The sequence below is a fragment of the Microbispora catharanthi genome, from assembly GCF_006334915.2.
GTDB lineage: Bacteria > Actinomycetota > Actinomycetes > Streptosporangiales > Streptosporangiaceae > Microbispora > Microbispora catharanthi.
Genome location: NZ_VDMA02000005.1, coordinates 202,512 through 220,055 on the forward strand (window position 1 = coordinate 202,512; position 17,544 = coordinate 220,055).

Annotated in this window: 14 protein-coding genes; 5 read left to right on the plus strand and 9 right to left on the minus strand. The window is 71.9% G+C overall.

The window, feature by feature from the left end; all coding sequences use genetic code 11:
• Complete coding sequence (locus FH610_RS11510) at nt 1-612, minus strand: biotin transporter BioY (protein WP_139574315.1); 612 nt, start codon at nt 610-612, stop codon at nt 1-3.
• 133 nt (nt 613-745) lie between these two features.
• Complete coding sequence (locus FH610_RS11515) at nt 746-1,591, minus strand: NAD(P)H-binding protein (RefSeq protein WP_139574316.1); 846 nt, start codon at nt 1,589-1,591, stop codon at nt 746-748.
• 109 nt (nt 1,592-1,700) lie between these two features.
• On the opposite strand from FH610_RS11515, the gene FH610_RS11520 reads away from it, so the two are divergent.
• Entirely contained in the window at nt 1,701-2,102 is a 402-nt protein-coding gene (locus FH610_RS11520; RefSeq protein ID WP_139574317.1) for a winged helix-turn-helix transcriptional regulator, read from the plus strand.
• Between the two features lie 50 nt (nt 2,103-2,152).
• Here FH610_RS11520 and FH610_RS11525 read toward each other — a convergent pair whose 3' ends face one another.
• A complete protein-coding gene (locus FH610_RS11525; RefSeq protein ID WP_139574318.1) occupies nt 2,153-3,343 on the minus strand; it encodes an ArsB/NhaD family transporter in 1,191 nt (396 codons plus the stop codon).
• Nucleotides 3,344-3,421: 78 nt separating this feature from the next.
• Here FH610_RS11525 and FH610_RS11530 point away from each other — a divergent pair, with 78 nt between their 5' ends.
• Complete coding sequence (locus FH610_RS11530; RefSeq protein ID WP_139574319.1) at nt 3,422-9,196, plus strand: WD40 domain-containing protein; 5,775 nt, start codon at nt 3,422-3,424, stop codon at nt 9,194-9,196.
• Nucleotides 9,197-9,207: 11 nt separating this feature from the next.
• Here FH610_RS11530 and FH610_RS11535 read toward each other — a convergent pair whose 3' ends face one another.
• Together FH610_RS11535 and FH610_RS11540 are read right to left on the minus strand one after the other, a co-directional pair.
• Nucleotides 9,208-9,768 carry a TetR/AcrR family transcriptional regulator gene (locus FH610_RS11535; protein ID WP_139574320.1) on the minus strand — a complete coding sequence of 187 codons (561 nt, stop codon included), beginning with the start codon at nt 9,766-9,768 and terminating at the stop codon, nt 9,208-9,210.
• Nucleotides 9,761-10,597: an alpha/beta fold hydrolase gene (locus FH610_RS11540; RefSeq protein ID WP_139574321.1), complete on the minus strand. Its 837-nt coding sequence runs from the start codon at nt 10,595-10,597 to the stop codon at nt 9,761-9,763. The genes FH610_RS11535 and FH610_RS11540 overlap by 8 nt, the downstream gene beginning before the upstream one ends.
• 149 nt (nt 10,598-10,746) lie before the next feature.
• Here FH610_RS11540 and FH610_RS11545 point away from each other — a divergent pair, with 149 nt between their 5' ends.
• Together FH610_RS11545 and FH610_RS11550 are read left to right on the plus strand one after the other, a co-directional pair.
• Nucleotides 10,747-11,340: a TetR/AcrR family transcriptional regulator gene (locus tag FH610_RS11545; protein WP_240808901.1), complete on the plus strand. Its 594-nt coding sequence runs from the start codon at nt 10,747-10,749 to the stop codon at nt 11,338-11,340.
• A gap of 67 nt (nt 11,341-11,407) precedes the next feature.
• Entirely contained in the window at nt 11,408-12,607 is a 1,200-nt protein-coding gene (locus FH610_RS11550) for an aromatic ring-hydroxylating oxygenase subunit alpha (RefSeq protein ID WP_205825701.1), read from the plus strand.
• Nucleotides 12,608-12,661: 54 nt separating this feature from the next.
• Here FH610_RS11550 and coaE read toward each other — a convergent pair whose 3' ends face one another.
• The 4 genes from coaE to FH610_RS11570 form a co-directional block, all read right to left on the minus strand.
• Entirely contained in the window at nt 12,662-13,267 is a 606-nt protein-coding gene (coaE, locus tag FH610_RS11555; RefSeq protein WP_139574322.1) for a dephospho-CoA kinase, read from the minus strand.
• A gap of 10 nt (nt 13,268-13,277) precedes the next feature.
• Nucleotides 13,278-13,751 (minus strand): GNAT family N-acetyltransferase, encoded by a 474-nt coding sequence (locus tag FH610_RS11560; protein WP_139574323.1) that lies wholly within the window; start codon nt 13,749-13,751, stop codon nt 13,278-13,280.
• 154 nt (nt 13,752-13,905) lie between these two features.
• Nucleotides 13,906-15,372, minus strand: a complete 1,467-nt coding sequence (gene rpsA, locus FH610_RS11565) for a 30S ribosomal protein S1 (protein WP_139574324.1) — start codon at nt 15,370-15,372, stop codon at nt 13,906-13,908.
• Between the two features lie 207 nt (nt 15,373-15,579).
• Nucleotides 15,580-16,626, minus strand: coding sequence for a polysaccharide deacetylase family protein (locus FH610_RS11570; protein ID WP_139574325.1), 1,047 nt, complete (start codon nt 16,624-16,626; stop codon nt 15,580-15,582).
• 74 nt (nt 16,627-16,700) lie between these two features.
• Here FH610_RS11570 and FH610_RS11575 point away from each other — a divergent pair, with 74 nt between their 5' ends.
• On the plus strand, nt 16,701-17,498 hold the full coding sequence (locus tag FH610_RS11575) for a DUF2127 domain-containing protein (protein WP_205825702.1): 798 nt from the start codon (nt 16,701-16,703) through the stop codon (nt 17,496-17,498).
• Nucleotides 17,499-17,544 lie beyond the last annotated feature (46 nt).

Below are 17,544 nucleotides of genomic sequence, written 5' to 3' on the forward strand. Positions count from 1 at the left end.
TCACCGCCCCCCTGCCCGCAGCCGCTCGCGGTGCACCGCGGGGACCGCGTCGGGGTAGGCCCGCTGGGTGCCCCTCGCCACGATCGACGCCAGCACCGCCTTGGCCAGGTCGCCGGGCAGGAAGGCGGCGCTGAGCAGCGCGGTCTTGCCCAGGGACAGCCCGGTGACCAGGGCCTGCACGGGGATGCCGCACAGGTAGACCACGCCGACGCCGCCGGCGAGGCAGGCGGTCACCAGCCGCACCGTGGACGGCGTGCGCCCGCCGCGTTCGACGATCCATCCGGTTAGGGCCGCGCCGGGAAGCCAGCCGAGCAGGAAGCCGGCCGAGGGCCCGGTGAAGACGCCGAGCCCGCCGCGTCCGCCGGCCAGCAGGGGCAGCCCGGCGGCGACCAGCACGAGCAGGACCACGACGGCGAGGGCGGACCGCCACGTGCCGAGGATCGCCCCGGCGAGCATGACGCCGAGCGTCTGCAACGTGATCGGCACCGCGTCGCCGAAGATGTTCAGCGCGCCCGGCATTCCGAGCACGGCGATCAGCGCGGCGAAGACGCTGACCCTGGCGACGTCCGCCGCGGGGAAGCGCCGCCGAGGCGGACTCTGTTCATCTGTCACGGATCGATCCCATACCAAGACCCTCCGTACGGCGAATGAGGATTCCCACAACTTTCCGCCGTGTCGTTCTCACCGGCGCCCATAGCCGCCGGCCGCCCGGTGACCGAAGCGCCGGAGGCGGCCTTGTCGCTGTCTACCGGAAGGCTTCGACGTTGCGGCGGGCCCACTCGGCGAAGGGGCGGGGCGCGCGGCCCAGCACGTGCTCGACGTCCGGGCTGAGCCGCAGTTCGGCGGCGTTGGGCTCGCCGAGGACGGCCAGCGAGGTCTCCAGGGACGGCTCCGGCATGAACGCGGCCATCCGCGCCTGCGCCTCGGCCCGGGTCAGCTCCACGAACCGCACCGGCTCGCCGAGGGCCGCGCCGATCGCCTCCGCCTGCTGCCGGGGTGTGACGGCCGCCGGCCCGTTCAACTCGTAGGCACGACCCGCGTGCTCGTCCTTGCGCAGGGCCACGGCCGCGACCTCCGCGATGTCCGCCGGATCGATCACCGGGATCCCGACGTCGCCGAACGGCGCGGCGACCGTCCGCTCGGCGCGTACCGACTCCGCCCAGGCGTAGGCGTTGGACGCGAAGACGCCGGGCCGCAGGATCGTCCAGGCCAGGCCCGACTCGCGCACCGTTTCCTCGACCGCCCGCATGACGCCTCCGTGCGACGCCGACTCCGGCCGGGTCACCACGCCCTGCGAGGAGAGCAGCACCACCCGCCGGACCCCGGCGGCCCGGGCCACGTCCAGGATGGCTCTCGGGTCGAGCCCGACGCCGCCCGTGCCGCCGTCGTGCAGGAACAGCGCCTCGGCACCGTCGAGGGCGGGCCGCAGGGTCTCCGGCGCGGCCAGGTCGGCCCGCACGTGTCCGGTCCCCCTCGGCAGGTTCACCGGGGCTGTCCCCCTCGACACCGCCGTCACCCGCTCCCCGGCCTCCGCCATGGCCCGCACCAGTGACCGACCGACGTTCCCGGTCGCACCCGTCACCACAATCATGATCAACTCCCGCGTCTTTCCCTGTGGCTTCTCGCGATGACGGCGACGCTAACAGCCTCCGTATAGTAGGTACCTAGAGGAAAGTAACTACCTCAGAGGAGTGCAACCCATGGCGACCGAGACGAGCCGGCCGGCGGCCGACGCCACGACCGACCCCGAGCTGGCCTGCCCGATCTCCCCGGTCGTCGACATCGTGTTCAGCCGGTGGACCTCGCCCATCCTCTGGTCGCTCCAGGCCTTCGGCCGCCAGCGGTTCGTGGAGCTGGAGCGGCGCATCGAGAACATCACCCCCAAGGTGCTCACCCAGCGCCTGCGCCAACTGGAGCGCGACGGACTGGTCGTCCGCACCTACCATCCCGAGGTGCCGCCGCGCGTCGAGTACGAGATCAGCGAGCTCGGCCGCACCCTCTCCCCCCTCTTCGCCCAGATCGCCGAGTGGGCCGCCACCAACATCGAGCACGTCGAACGGGCACGGCGACGCTACGACGACGCGGGGGCGCCCCGCGGCTGAACGATCCGCAAGCGTCGGAGGCCCGGCCGGGGCGGCCCTCGGGCGGCGCCTCAGGCGGTGAGGATCAGGACGGTCACCGTCGCGGCGAGACCGGTCACGGCGAGGCCCGCGCCGGTGACGACGAACTTCGCCAGCGGCACCCGCACGTCCCCCCGCCGGCACCACTCGAACCACAGCAGCGTCGCGAGCGAGCCCCACGGCGTGATCACCGGGCCCAGGTTGGTGCCCGCGAGCAGCGACAGCAACTGCGTGTGGTTGGCCGCGAGGACGACCTGCTCACCAGCGACATACGCCGGAAGGTTGTTGAGCACGTTGGACAGCGCGGCTCCGGCGGCGGCCGCGCGGTAGGCGCCGTCCCCCTCGCCGCCCACGCCGATGAGCGCGCGCATCACGTCCGCCAGGCCGAGGCGGCTGAGCGTCGGGACCACGAGGAACAGCCCGGTGACGAAGACCAGCAGCCGCCAGGGGATCAGGCCCCACACGAGCTTCGCGCGGTCGCGCCAGGCGAAGGCGGCGACCACCGCGACCGCCGCGACGAGAGCCGCGACGCCGATCTCCACGCCCGCCAGGATCGCGGTGATGAACAGCAGGCACGCCACTCCGGCGACGCCGAACAGCACCCGGTCGGCCACCGGCACCGGAGGCGGCGGCACGTAGCGGTCCTCGCCCCGCTCGCCGCGCCGCCAGTAGAACGCCCACAGGAACGCCATCGTCACCGCGATCGACACGGCCTGGGGCGCCCACATCCGCGCGGCGAACTCCTGTATGGTCAGCGCGACCCGGTTCATGGCGAGCAGGTTGGTGAGGTTGGAGACCGGCAGCAGCAGGCTCGCGGTGTTGGCCAGCCAGACCGTTGTCATCACGAGCGGCAGCGGCGCGATCTTCGCGCGCGGCGCCAGGGCCAGCATGACCGGCGTCAGCAGCACGGCCGTCGTGTCCAGGTTCAGGACGATCGTGACCAGCGAGGCGAAGGCCGTGCAGAGCAGGAAGAGAACGGCGTAGCTCCCCCGGCCGACGATCGCGATGCGGGTCGCGATGACGTCGAAGACCTGCGCCTCCTTGGTCAGCTCCGCCAGCACGATCACCGCGCCGAGGAACAGCAGCAGGGGGGCGATGCGTTCGATGCTGTCCCTGGCCGACTCGGCCGGCAGCAGGCCGGTGGCCACGAAGACCAGGCCCGCCGCGAGCAGCCCGAACCTGATCCAGTCGAGAACGCTCAGTCTCCGCAGCCCGGTCGCCACGCGCACACCCTATCTCGCCGCCCACCGAGATGATCGATCCCCTCCAAACCGTCGGTGGCAGCGGGAATACTGGGCTCCATGACGCACACGGGGCGGGGGGACGCGCGGACCGAGATCTTCGTCAGCTACTCCCCCGCCGACGAGCGGTGGGCGACGTGGATCGCCTGGCAGCTCGAAGCCGCCGGCTATCGCACGATGCTGCAGGCGTGGGACTTCGTGCCGGGCACCAACTTCATCGACTTCATGGACCGCGGGGTCAGCGAGGCCGACCTGGTCGTCGCGGTGCTCACCCGCAACTACCTGGGTTCCCGGTACGGCAGGCTCGAATGGCAGGCGGCGCTGCGCGCCGATCCCGACAACCCGTCCAACAAGCTCGTGACGGTCCGGCTGGAGGACTGCCCGCTCGACGGTCTGCTGTCCACGATCACCTGGGTGGACCTCCTCGGCGTGACCGACCCCGCCGAGGCGCGGCGGCTGCTGCTCACCCGGATCCGGCAGGCGCTGGCCGGCCGGGCCAAGCCGGCCGAGCCGCCCCGGTTCCCGGCGGGGCCGGGCGCGCACGCCCTCCAGCCGCCCGCCGACCCCGAGCCCCCCGCCGTACGTGTGCCCCGGGCCCGGCGCACCCCGGCGGCCGAGCCGGCGTTCCCGACGGCCGAGCGCGCGGGCGGCGCCTCCTCGGTGACCGTGCTGCACGTCGCCGGGCCGCGGTTCGGGCGCGGCCTGGCCGAGGCGGACGAGCCGCTCGACGCGGGCGAGTTGCAGGCGAGCGTGTGGGCCGACCTGACCCGCCTCGCCGACGCCGGGGTGCCCAGGCCCGACCTCCTGATGGTGACCGGCGACCTCACCGAGTCGGGCAGCATCCGCGAGTGCGAGCAGGCGCTGGCGTTCCTCACCGGGCTGCGCGTGCTGCTGGGGCTGGAACCCGGACGGCTGGTGGTCGTCCCCGGGCCGCGCGACGTCACCAAGGCGGCCTGCCGGGCCTACTTCGCGACCTGCGAGGCCGACGACGTGCGCCCGCAGCCGCCCTACTGGCCGAAGTGGCGGCACTTCTCCACGCTCTTCGGCGAGCTCTACCAGGGCCTCGACGGCCCGGCGTTCGACAGCGCCCAGCCGTGGACGCTGTTCGAGCTGCCCGAGCTGCGCACGGTCGTCGCCGGGATCAACTCCACGATCGCGATGAGCCATCGCGAGGAGGACGACTACGGCTTCGTCGGCGAGGCCCAGGCGGCGTGGTTCGCCGAGCGGCTGCGGCCGTTCGAGGGATGGCTGCGGATCGGCGTCGTCGCCCATCCCCCGCGCCCCGGCCTGCGCGACGCCGCCACCCTGGAACGGCTCCTCGGCTCCCGGCTCGACCTGCTCGTCCACGGGCGGGACGCCCGGCGCGGCGGACCGGAGGAAGTCTGGGATCTGGAGGGGCTGCCGTGCGTGCCCGCGCTCGCCCCGGGCCGTCACCAGATCCTCCAGGTCACGCCGCAGGGGCTGCGCCGGTGGACCCGGGACCGGCCGGAGCTGGGCGACCCCGAGGTCCTGCCGTACGGCTGGCGCGGCTGGCGGCCGCAGCCCCCCGCCGCGGCGGCTCCCGAGCCGCCGGCGCGGGAGCCGGAGGAGCCCGCGGGCCCGGCCGATTTGCTGCTGGACCGGATCGCCGAGGTCTGCGAGACCCGCTTCGAACGAGCCAAGATCCGCCGTGTGGCGGGCGATCCGCCGCGCCTGCTCGTCACCCACCCCGAGGACGGGTTCGTCCGCCAGGTCCTGATCGGCGCGCACGCCGGGGAGCTGGACCAGGCGCGGGTCGAGGCGTTCCTCGGTCACGTCCACGCGGCGGGGCTGGAGCACGCCGCCGAGCTGGTCTACCAGGGACCGCAACCGTCCCGGGCGTTACGCGACGACGCGCTGCGGCGCGGGCTGCGGCTGCGCAGCTTCACCGAGTTCCAGGGCCTGCTCGACCTGTCGTCCTACGTGGCCGGCCAGACGGCGAGGCTGCGCGGCGACCGCCGCTACCCGCCGGAGCTGTACGTGCCGCAGCGGTTCAGGGAACTCGACCGGACCGGCGGCGAGGTGCGCGACGACCTGACCGACGAGCTGATGCGGCTGCTCGCGGCCGACCACGGGCGGTTCGCGCTCGTGCTCGGCGACTTCGGCCGGGGCAAGACGTTCTCGCTGCACGAGGTGGCCAGGCGCATCCCCGCCGAGCTGCCGCACCTCACGCCGATCCTGATCGAGCTGCGCGCCCTCGACAAGGCGCACTCGGTCGCCGGGCTGGTCGCGGCGCACCTCGCCAACCACGGCGAGGAGCTGATCGACCTCAAGGCGTTCCACTACATGCTGCGCCAGGGCCGCATCGTGCTGCTGTTCGACGGCTTCGACGAACTGGTCACCCGAGTGACGTACGAGCGGGCGGCCGACCACCTCGACACCCTGCTGCGCGCGGCAGAGGACAAGGCGAAGATCGTCGTTGCCGGGCGCACCCAGCACTTCAAGTCGCGCAGCCAGGTGATGACCGCTCTCGGGGAGAAGGTCGGTCTGCTGCCGAACCGCCGGGTGCTCAGCATCGAGGAGTTCACCGAGGAGCAGATCCGCGCCTACCTGGTCAACCGGTACGGCTCGCAGCAGGCGGCCGACGACCGGATGGCCCTGCTCACGGGCATCGGCGACCTGCTCGGCCTGGCGCACAACCCCCGCATGCTCAGCTTCATCGCCGACCTGCCCGCCGAAAGGCTGCGCGCCGTCGCCCGGGCCGGGGAGGCGATCAGCGCCGCCGGTCTCTACCAGGAGATCCTCGACACCTGGCTGGCCTTCGAGGAGGAGCGCGTACGCGGCGTGGCCGGAGCCCCCGGCGGACTGACCCGCGAGGAGCTGTGGCGGGCCGCGACCACGCTCGCGCTGCGGCTGTGGCAGACCGGCGAGACCTACCTGCGGCCGGCGGAGCTGGCCGAGGTCGCCGACACGCTCACCGGCCTGGCCGCCGACACGCAGAGCCGCGTGCCGTACGGGCCGGGGGCCGGCTCCGAGCAGGCGGAGCGCACAGGCCCGGCCGATGCGGACGGCGCCGGGACCGCGGGAGGGCAGGGGGCCTCGCGGCTGACACCCGAGCAGGCCGCGCACGCCGTCGGGGCCGGCAGCCTGCTGGTCCGCACCGACGAGGGATTGTTCGGGTTCATCCACGCCTCGGTCGTGGAGTGGCTGGTGGCCCGGCACCTCGCGGGGTCGCTCGACGCCGGCCACGCGCCGGGGCTCGGCCTGCGGCCGTTGTCGGCGCTGGCCGTCGACTTCCTGTGCGACCTGGCCGACGCCTCGCGGCTGCAGGCGTGGGCGGCCCGCACGCTCGCCTCCCCCGGTGCCGGCGACGTCGCACGGGCCAACGCCATCAAGGTGACCACCCGGCTGCGCACCTCGGCCAGGACCGACCTGCGCGGAGCCCGGCTCAGCGGCGAGGACCTGTCCTACCGCGAGTTGCAGGGCGTCGACCTCACCGGCGCCGACCTGACCGACACCCGGCTCGTCGGGGCCGACCTGTCCCACGCCGTGCTCAGGAACGCCCGGCTGGCCGGGGCGCGCCTGGACGAGGCCGTTCTGGTGGGCGCCGACCTGCGCGGCGCCGACCTCACCCGGGCCCGGCTCGCCCGCGCCGACCTGCGGGACGTCGCGGTCGGGGGCAGCCGCTGGGACCGGGCCGCGCTCATCGACGTCACCGGCGTCCCCCGGGGAGCGCCGGAGCTGCGCGGCGCGGCCGTGGCGCCCGCCGTCCCCGGCACGGACGGCGGGCGGGTCGGCGGCGAGCTGGCCCCCGCCGTCGTCGGCGTGCCGTACGGCTACCACTTCGAGAGCAGCCGCCTGCCGGAACCGGTCGCCTACGACCCCGGCGGCGGCGTGATCGCCCTGGGCGGGGAGGACGGCGGCGTCCTGGTCTGCGACAGCGTCACCGGGTCCGCCCTGCGCACGCTGCAGGGCCACCGGGGCCGCGTCTACAAGGTCGCCTACGGCGAGACCGGGCTGGTGACCGGCGCGAACGACGGGACCGTCCGGGTGTGGGACCCGGCCACCGGAGAGCCGACGCACGTCCTGCGCGGCCATCCCGAGGGAGTGTGGCCCGTGGTCACCTCGGGCGACCTGATCGCGGCCGGCGGCGCGGACGGGATCATGCGGGTCTGGGCGTCCGGTGAACTCGCATGGGAGCTGCCCGGCCACACCGCTCCGATCTACACGGCCGTGTTCCTGCCGGGGCTGCTGGTGACCGGCGACAGCGCGGGCGCGATCCGCGTGTGGGACCTCGCCACCGGGCAGGTGCGCCACCACCTCCACGGCCACAGCGGAGCCGTCTACCGCCTGGTCCTCAGCCCCGACGGCACCCGCCTGGCCGCCGGGGACGGCCAGGGCGTGCTGCGCGTCTGGGACCCCCGCACCGGCGTCCCGCTGCACGAGCTGACCGGTCACCCCGGCCGGATCTACTCGCTCGCCTTCCACCCTGAGGGGCGGCTGCTCGCCTCCGGCGACACGGAGGGAGCCGTACGGCTGTGGGACCCGGCCACGGGCGCGGCCGCCGGCAGCCTGCCGGGGCACCGCGGCGCCGTCTACCAGGTCCTGTTCGACCCCACCGGCGAACTGCTGGCGACCGGCGACAGCGACGGGGTCGTACGGATCTGGGACCACCGCACCGGGCAGGCGCGTGCCGAGCTGACCGGGCACCGGGGCTCCGTGTGGCCGTTCGCGTTCCGCCCCGACGGCCGGCAGCTCGCGACCTGCAGCAACGACGGCACCGCCCGCCTGTGGGACCCGCACACGGGTCAGTGCGTCCAGACGCTGCGCGGCCACGGCCGCCGCATCACGTCGGTCCGCTTCTCCGCCGACGGCGGCATGCTCGCCGCCTGCGGCAACGACGGTTACGTACGGCTGTGGGACCCGGTCACGGGCCGCCGCCTGCGTTCGCTCACCGGGGCGGCCGACCGGCTGGTGTCGGCCGTCTTCAGCCCGGCAGGCCCGCTGCTGGCCACCGCCAGCAACGACGGCGGCGTCTACCTGTGGAACCCGGTGGCCGGGACGTACGAGCGCGAGCTCAACGTGGAGACCGACCATGTGTGGGCCGAGGCGTTCAGCCCCGACGGGCAACTGCTGGCCACCGCGAACGACGACGACAGCGTCCGGCTGTGGTACCGCCCCTCCGGGCGGCAGGTCGCCAACCTCGCCGGGCACCGGGGGCGCGTCAGGTCGATCGCCTTCAGCCCCGACGGCAGGCTCGTGGCCACCGGCTGCGACGACCGCAACGTGCGGCTGTGGGACGCGTCGACCGGCCAGTGGGCGGCGACGTTGAGCGGCCACGACGATCGGGTGTACGCGGTGGCCTTCTCCCCGTCGGGCGACCTGCTGGCGAGCGCGAGCAACGACGGCACCGCCCGCCTGTGGGACGTCGCCTCCGGCGAGTGCCTGCACGTCCTCGCCGGCGGCGGGCGGCTGTGGACGGCGGCCTTCAGCCCGTCGGGCGACCTGCTGGCCACCGCCGGGGACGATCTCGCCGTCCACCTGTGGGACCCGGCCTCCGGCGCGCGTGTCGGCGCCCTCGCCGGTCACGGCCGCCGGATCTGGTCGGTCGCGTTCCACCCCTCCGGCGACCTGCTCGCCAGCGCCGGGGACGACGGCGTGGTGATCCTGTGGGACGTCCCCCGGCGCGAACGCCGCGTCACGCTGCTCGGCCTGCCGGAGGGATGGGCCGCGTTCTCGCCCGGCGGGCTGTACAAGCTGGAAGGCGACGTGACGGGCCAGTTCTGGCACGTGATCGGCATGTGCCGGTTCGAGCCCGGCGAGCTGGACGAATACCTGCCCGAGGTCAGGCGGCTGGCCCTCGACGAGCCGTTCTGACGCCGGAGGGTTCAGTGCTCGCGGGCGGTGCGAAGCCCGGAGACGACCATGTGGGCCAGCAGGGCGTGGCTCTCGTCGAGGTCCTCGGCGAGCTGGAACGCGCCGGCCGCCTCCAGGACGGCGAATCCGTGCATCGCGGCGCGCAGGCAGCGGACCGCGTGGATCGCGGCCGAGCCCTCCAGCCCGTACGCCCGCAGTGCGGCGAGCATGATGCCGATCAGCCGGTCCGCCGTCTCGGCCGTCTCGGGCCGCGGCGCCTGGATCATCGCCGAGTAGCGGTGCGGATGCCGGTAGGCGTAGGAGCGCCAGCCGTCCATCAGGGCGCGCAGCGCCTCGTCTCCGGACCGGCCGAGCACCGCCTCGCTCGCGACCTCCGTCAGCTCGCCCATCACCCGCCCGGACACCAGGACGCGCAGTTCGGCGAGGTTGCGCACGTGCTTGTAGAGGGAGGGGGTGGCGACACCCGCCCGCCCCGCGACCGCGGACAGGGTGAGCGCCCCGGGGCCCTCCTCGTCCACGATCCGCAGCGCGAGGCCGACGACGGCGTCCGGGGACAGTGCAGCCCTAGCCACGGGCCCGCTGCTTGAGGAATGCGAGTATCGCGGCGGCGACCTCGTCGGGGTGCTGCGCGTGCGGGTAGTGCCCAGCGCCGTCGATCATCACCACGTCGCCGAGCCCCTGCGGCATCTCGGCCACGACGCCGTCCGCCTCGGCCCGGGGGTCGGCCCAGTCGGGGTCGCGGGAGCCCATGACGACCAGGGCGGGGCAGCGGATGCCGTCGAGGTGGGCACCGGCGTCCGTGGGCGCGGACGCGCCCATCGCGCTCACCACGGCCATCCGGCCCGGCCTGCGCAGGTCGCTTTCCAGGGCGGCCAGATAGTGCGCCCAGTCGGCAGGCTTGACACCGGGATAGGCGTGGTCGAGGTAGCTCTTCCACAGCCCGGTGCTGCGGAGGAGCGCCACGCCCATGAGCCGCGTCATGCCCTTGCGGTAGTGGCCGTTGCTCAGCAGCCCGCCCAGGTCGGGCTTCTGCGCCCGGGTGAAGGGATCGACCTCCACAAGGGCGCCGACCAGCTCGGGCCGCTTCGCGGCCGCGATGGTGGCCGCTCCCCCGGCGAACGAGTGCCCCACGACCACGGCGGGCCCGCCCAGGTGCTCGATCAGGGCGACGATGTCGTCCGCGGTGTCGGTGCGGGTGTAGGAGTCCCAGCCGAGGCTCGACTCGCCGTGCCCGCGCAGGTCCATGGTCGCCACGCGATATCCGGCGGCGGCCAGCGCCGGGGCGAGGAAACGGTAGGCGCGCCGGCTGTCTCCCATGCCGGGGACCATCACGACCAGCGGGCCCTCCCCCGTCACGTCGTACGCGATCTCGCCTTCGCCGATCTTCAGGAACTCGGTCACGCCATCCTCCAGGCTCAAGTGCATAGCTGAAAGGCTAATGGCATTAGCCAGATGCGTCAAGACAGGGGCGTGTCGCCGGAGTCCCGGTTGGGGCATCGATGCGAGCGACGGCCGCTCTCGACCTTCCTGCCACTACTAAGGTTGTGGACGTGAGCCCGAGGCCCGTGCGCGCGATGGACGCCGATGAGAAAGTCGACCGGCAGGCGCTGATCCTCGAGGCGGTGCTTCGGCTCCTGTCCCTGCAGGGCATATCCGGGGTCAGCATGCGTGCCGTCGCACGTGAGGCCGGGGTCTCGCTGGGGCTGGTGAACTACCACTACGAGGACAAGACGAGCCTGATCCGTGCGGCCCTGCACCGCATCGAGGAGCAGGACATCGCACTGGTCGAGCCGGACCTCGCCCTCGAACCGGAAGAGCGGCTGCGTGCCGCGCTGACGCGGGTGGCCGACCCGGAGTTCCTGACGACGGAGTACCTGTCCCTGCGGCTGCAGCTCTGGGCGCTCGCCCAGGCCCACGAGGACTTCGAGCGCATCAACACGGAGGCCCAGAAACGCTACCGTGCCGGGCTTGCCGCCCTCATCGGCGCGGCTCGCCCCGAGCTGCCACCCGACGAGTGCGGCAAGCGGGCCGCCGACATCGACGTCATCCAGAACGGTCTGTGGCTCACGGCCCTGCTGGGGCTCGACCGCGCCTCGATCAGCAGGAGCGTCGCCCGCTGCGAGGAGATCGCACTCGCCGGCTGACCGGCGACATTGAACGAACGTCCAGGCATATATTGAACGATCGTTCAGGCCCTCGTATGCTCCCGCCATGGCACCAGTCACGATGGCCGACGTTCGCCGCGTCGGCGCCGGATTCCACAAGGACCCAGGACGATCGATGTCGCTGCGGGCGGAGACGTACACGGACCCGCGGTGGCTCGACGTCGACGTCCGGGCTGTCTTCGCCCGCACCTGGCAGTGGATTTGCCACGTGGAGAAGCTCTCGTCGCCCGGCAGCTACGTGTCGGCCACCGTGGCCGGCATGCCGATCGCGATCGTGCGCGATCGTGACGGAGCGCTGCGCGCGTTCTACAACGTCTGCAAGCACCGCGCCCACGAGTTGCTCGCCGGCTCCGGCACCACGCGCAACATCGTCTGCCCCTACCACGCGTGGACCTACGGCCTGGACGGGCAGCTGAAGGCGGCTCGTCGCGCCGACAAGATGGAGAACTTCGACAAGAGCGAGATCTGCCTCGACCAGGTGCTGGTGGAGGAGTTCGGCGGCTTCGTCTACGTGAACCTGGACCCGGGCGCCGCCCCCCTGGCCGAGCAGGCCGGGGATCTGGCGGCCGACATCGCCAGATGGGCCCCCGACGTGGCCGGACTGACCCACGCGAAGCGGCTGACCTACGACATCGCGTCCAACTGGAAGAACGTCGTCGACAACTTCCTGGAGTGCTACCACTGTCACATCGCCCACAAGGAGTTCGTCGACCTCGTCGACATGGACACCTACGAGGTGAAGACCCACGGCATCTGGTCGAGCCACTTCGCCGAGGCCGGCAAGCAGGAGAACGCCGCGTACGACGTCGCGGGTGCGTCGGTCACACAGCACGCGGTGTGGTGGCTGTGGCCCAACACCTGTCTGCTTCGATACCCCGGTCGCGGCAACTTCATGGTCTTGCAGATCATTCCGGCCGGTCCCGACCGCACCCTGGAGACCTGGGACTTCTACTTCGAGACGGCCGAGCTCATGGACGCCGAGGTGGAGGCGGTGCGATACATCGACGAGGTGCTGCAGCAGCAGGACATCACCATCGTGGAGAGCGTCCAGCGGGGCATGAACACTCCGGCCTTCGACCAGGGCCGCATCGTCTACGACCCGTCCGGCACAGGACTGTCCGAGCACGGCGTGCATCACTTCCACGGCCTGGTCCTCGACGCCTACCGGTCGTGGGTGGAAGGCGCCGCCGACCGCGATCACGGGGACGCCGCAGGCATGGCCAAGGACGTCGGCTTTACGCTGTAGATTCGCTAGGGGGGTCAGGACGTCCATGAGACTTCCTGGGCGTGGACAGCCCGGTCAGCCCTTCGCGGAGACCCGGGCGCTCAGGTCCTGCCAGACCTTGTCGACCTGGGCGTCCAGGTCGTCCAGGGAACCCTCGTTGCGGATCACGATGTCGGCGATCCTCAGCCGGTCCTCGCGGGAGGCCTGGGCGGCGATCCGGGCGCGGGCGTCCGCCTCCGGCATGCCGCGAAACCGCAGCAGACGCTCCAGCCGCACCTCGTCCGGTGTGTCGACGACGATCACCACGTCGTACAGCGGGGCCAGGTTGTTCTCGGCCAGCAGCGGCACGTCGTAGACGACGACCGCGTCGTCCGGGGCCTCTCGCTGGAGCTGCTCACTGCGCTCGCCCACCTTCGGATGGACGATCCCGTTGAGGACCTTCAGCTTCTCGGCGTCGGCGAAGACGATCGCGCCGAGCCGTTCCCGGTCGAGGGTGCCGTCGGGGCGGATCACGTTCTCGCCGAACGCCTCGACGATCTCCGCGAGCCCGGGGGTGCCGGGCTCCACGACCTCTCTGGCGATCTTGTCCGCGTCGACGACGACGGCGCCGCGCGCCGCGAGCCGGCGCGACACCTCGCTCTTGCCCGAACCTATGCCGCCCGTGAGCCCAACTCTCAGCACGTCCCGCAGCCTATCGGGCGGACTGGTGCTGGGGCTCCCGGCGCAGGTGGACCAGCGTCAGGTGGTCCTGCACCCGTTCCCGCTGGGTCTCCCGGTAACCGAGCCGGCGGTAGAGCCGCAGGTTGCCCTCCGACAGGTGCCCCGTGAACAGGTCGAACACCGCCGCCTCGGGCACGGCCTCGTGGATCGCGGCCAGCAGCGCACTGCCGATCCCCTGCCCCTGCCGGTCGGGCGCGACCACGAGACGGCCCACCAGGCAGGTCGAATTGGACATCTGGCCCCGGACCGCGCCGACCAGCCGCCCGCCGTCCGTCGCCTTGAGCACGACCGCCGTCTCGATCACCGTACGCACCTGGTCGAGCGACTCGACGAGCGGCGCGATGAACGGGTCGCCGTAGAGCTGCGCCTCGGTCACGTACGCGGCCCGCTGCAGGGTGAGAAGCTCCCCCGCGTCCGCGGGCACGGCCCTCGCGATCTCCACCACGAGGGCCACCCTATCGGCACGCCCGCCTCCGCCAACCGGCGGAAGGTGTCCCCTGCTCGCGACGAACCGCGGAAAGGGGAAAGGCCCCGCCGAAGCGGGGCCTTTCGTGGTGCTGTGGAGGACTCGGCTGGACCTCCGGTCGGGAGACCGGGTGTCAGCTCTGGCCGCCCGCCAGCTTCTCGCGCAGGGCGGCGAGGGCCTCGTCGGAGGCGAGGGCGCCGCCGCCGCCGGACTGCGCGGAGGTGGTCTCGCCGCTGTAGGACGACGGAGCGGCCTCGCTGGCCGCCGCCTCCTCCTGGCGGGCCTTCTCGATCTGCGAGCGGTGCGCCTCGAAGCGGGCCTGGGCCTCGGCGTACTGCCGCTCCCACTCCTCACGCTGCTTGTCGAAGCCCTCGAGCCACTCGCCGGTCTCGGCGTCGAAGCCCTCGGGGTAGATGTAGTTGCCCTGGTCGTCGTAGGTCGCCGCCATGCCGTACAGCGTGGGGTCGAACTCGACCTCGGCGCCGACGCCCTCGTTGGCCTGCTTGAGGGACAGCGAGATGCGGCGGCGGTCCAGGTCGATGTCGATGATCTTCACGAAGATCTCGTCGCCGACCTGCACGACCTGCTCCGGGATCTCCACGTGGCGCTCGGCCAGCTCGGAGATGTGGACCAGGCCCTCGATGCCCTCCTCGACCCGGACGAAGGCACCGAACGGCACCAGCTTGGTGACGCGGCCGGGCACGACCTGGCCGATCTGGTGGGTCCGGGCGAACTGCTGCCACGGGTCCTCCTGCGTCGCCTTGAGCGACAGCGAGACCCGCTCGCGCTCCATGTCGACGTCGAGAACCTCGACCGTGACCTCCTGGCCCACCTCGACGACCTCGGACGGGTGGTCGATGTGCTTCCAGGACAGCTCGGAAACGTGCACCAGGCCGTCGACGCCGCCGAGGTCCACGAACGCACCGAAGTTGACGATCGAGGACACGACGCCCTTGCGGACCTGGCCCTTCTGAAGGGTGTTGAGGAACGTCTGGCGAACCTCGGACTGCGTCTGCTCCAGCCAGGCACGGCGGGACAGGACCACGTTGTTGCGGTTCTTGTCCAGCTCGATGATCTTGGCCTCGAGCTCGCGCCCGACGTACGGCTGCAGGTCGCGGACGCGGCGCATCTCCACCAGGGAGGCGGGGAGGAAGCCGCGCAGACCGATGTCGAGGATCAGGCCACCCTTGACGACCTCGATGACCGTGCCGGTGACGATGCCGTCCTCGTCCTTGATCTTCTCGATCGTGCCCCAGGCGCGCTCGTACTGGGCGCGCTTCTTGGACAGGATGAGGCGGCCTTCCTTGTCCTCCTTCTGGAGAACCAGGGCCTCGACGTGCTCTCCGACCTCGACAACCTCGGCCGGGTCGACATCGTGCTTGATCGAGAGCTCGCGCGACGGGATAACGCCCTCGGTCTTGTAGCCAATGTCGAGCAAGACCTCGTCTCGATCGACCTTGACAACGGTGCCTTCAACGATGTCTCCGTCGTTGAAGTACTTGATGGTCTCGTCGATCGCGGCGAGGAAGGCCTCCTCGGAACCGATGTCGTTGACCGCTACCTGCGGGGTGCTCGAGGTGGCCTCAGTGCTGCTCGTCATGTGTGGAATTGCTCCGAACCGGACAGATGTCGTTGTGACAGAAGCGCGGCGGGCCGTTTTTCGTTCACTGGATGATGCTGCTTCCTGGTAGCCACCAGATGACCGAGCGCGAGCCCGCTCCGTCCGTGACGCGCGCGAGCCCACAGCGCAGCGATCAGCATATGAGACGGAGCGAGCTGGGTCAATCCGAGGCAACCAGACGAACGCCTAGTACGTGATCACCGACTTCGCCCGGGCCGGCGAGAGCGTTGCCCGGAGTTTACGCGGCACCGACACTCGGGCCGGATCCCCATCCGACGTATAACGCTCTCCTGGATGTTTGGCGAGCCAGTCGAGCCAGTAGGTCGTGCACCAGCGCCGGCATTCGCCGTGTTTTCCATTGGACTGGATCCTCGGGATCGCGTATCGCGGGAAACTTTTCGCGTAGGGCGAAACCGTGGGCTGCGCCCCGGCCAGGAAGACGGCGTCGAAGTGGTAGCGGGTGCCGTCCCACGTGCCGTCGTGCGCCCTGCTCAGCTTCCTGGGCCGCGACCCGTACGGGAGCGCGAAGGTCGTCGAGGCCGGCGCGCCGATCTTCTTCAGCAGCCGCTCCTGCCGGACGATCTGCTCGCCGACCCGCTTGTTGGAGAGCCGGCGGAGATCGGGATGGGAGTAGGTGTGGTTGGCCACCTCGAAGCCGTGGTCGGCCAGCCACTTCACCGCCTGTTTCTGCCGCTCCCGGTCGCGCAGGCCGAAGGGGTCGCGGTTGACCCAGAAGGTGGCGGTGGGCCGGAAGTTCGGGTACTTCGCCGCGACCTCGTAGATGATGCCGACGGCCGTGTCGTTCTTCGGCATGCCGTTCTGGTCCATCGCGAAGTGGCTGGGGTGGCCGTCGTCGAAGGTCAGGACGACCGGATGGGTCCCGGCCGGGATGTCGATCTTTCTGGCGACCAGTTCGGCCGCGGTGATCGGCACATAGCCGTCCTTGGCCAGGCGCTCCAGTTCCTTGCGCAGCTGGGCGGGGGTGCGGTCGATGGACGCCAGCCGCTTGGGCAGGATGCGGTGGTACATGATCACGGGCACCAGGCCGGCCTCGTTCGCCTTGACCTTCTTGGCCGACTCGGCGGTCGCCTTCGGCGGGGCCGCGCTGGGCGACGGCGACGGCGACCGCGGCTGCGCCCGCACCTGTGACCGTTCCTCGCCCGTGGACCGGGGCAGCAGCACGAGCGCGACAAGACCGATCACGACAACGACGACATTGGCGATTGCAGTCATTCGGGCAAGGTTGCGCACAGTTATTTGACCTTACTGCCCGACGTGTCCGCATTCACATGTGTTGCAATTTTCCTGTGGACTGGAGCTTGCGTGCCTGCGGACGGCACGGGCACGTTACGTACGCCCCGGACGAGGAGGCGCTGCGGAGCCGCCTGCGCGCCGAGACCGCGCTGGGCGAGGCGTGGCGCTGCCTGCGCTGCGGCGACTTCACCCTGGGCCCTCCGCGCGGTGCCGGACCGGCCGGCGACGCACCCGTGGTGCTGCGGGGCCGGGCCCTGCGGGACGCCGCCGTGCTACGGCTGATCGCGGTCTTCCGCTGGGCCAAGGCCGTTCTCGTGATCGCGGGAGCGTACGGCGTGTGGCGGTTCCGGGCCCACCACGACGCCGTACGGCGGGCGTTCGACCAGGACCTCCCGCTGGTCAAGCCGCTGGCCCACAAGCTCGGGTGGAACCTCGACCAGTCGGGCGTGGTGCACACGCTGCGGACCGCGCTGGGCGCGCGGACGACGACCCTCACCTGGATCTTCCTCGCCCTGCTCGCCCTCGCGGCCCTGCTGCTGACCGAGGGGATCGGCCTGTGGCTGCTGAGGCGATGGGGCGAGTACTTCTCGGTGATCGTCACCTCGGCGTTCATCCCGGTGGAGATCTACGAGATCGCCGAGAAGGTGAGCCCGTTCCGGATCGTGATCCTCCTGATCAACATCGCGGCCGTGCTCTACATCGCGCTCAGCAAGCGCCTTTTCGGACTGCGCGGCGGGCGGGCGGCGTACGAGACGGAGCGGCACGAGGCGAGCCTGCTGGAGGTCGAGCAGGCGGGCCTGGCCCTGGCCGGACGGGACCACAGGCCCACCCGTCCGACCGGCCGCCCCTGACCCGTCGCCCGGCGAACCAGCCCAATGTGACGAGCCCGGTGGCATC

Excerpts from the sequence above, each read along its gene's own strand:
- FH610_RS11515 (WP_139574316.1), bottom strand. The coding sequence starts at position 1,591 with ATGATTGTGGTGACGGGTGCGACCGGGAACGTCGGTCGGTCACTGGTG.
- FH610_RS11520 (WP_139574317.1), top strand. The coding sequence starts at position 1,701 with ATGGCGACCGAGACGAGCCGGCCGGCGGCCGACGCCACGACCGACCCC.
- FH610_RS11530 (WP_139574319.1), top strand. The coding sequence starts at position 3,422 with ATGACGCACACGGGGCGGGGGGACGCGCGGACCGAGATCTTCGTCAGC.
- FH610_RS11550 (WP_205825701.1), top strand. The coding sequence starts at position 11,408 with ATGGCACCAGTCACGATGGCCGACGTTCGCCGCGTCGGCGCCGGATTC.
- rpsA (WP_139574324.1), bottom strand. The coding sequence starts at position 15,372 with ATGACGAGCAGCACTGAGGCCACCTCGAGCACCCCGCAGGTAGCGGTC.
- FH610_RS11570 (WP_139574325.1), bottom strand. The coding sequence starts at position 16,626 with ATGACTGCAATCGCCAATGTCGTCGTTGTCGTGATCGGTCTTGTCGCG.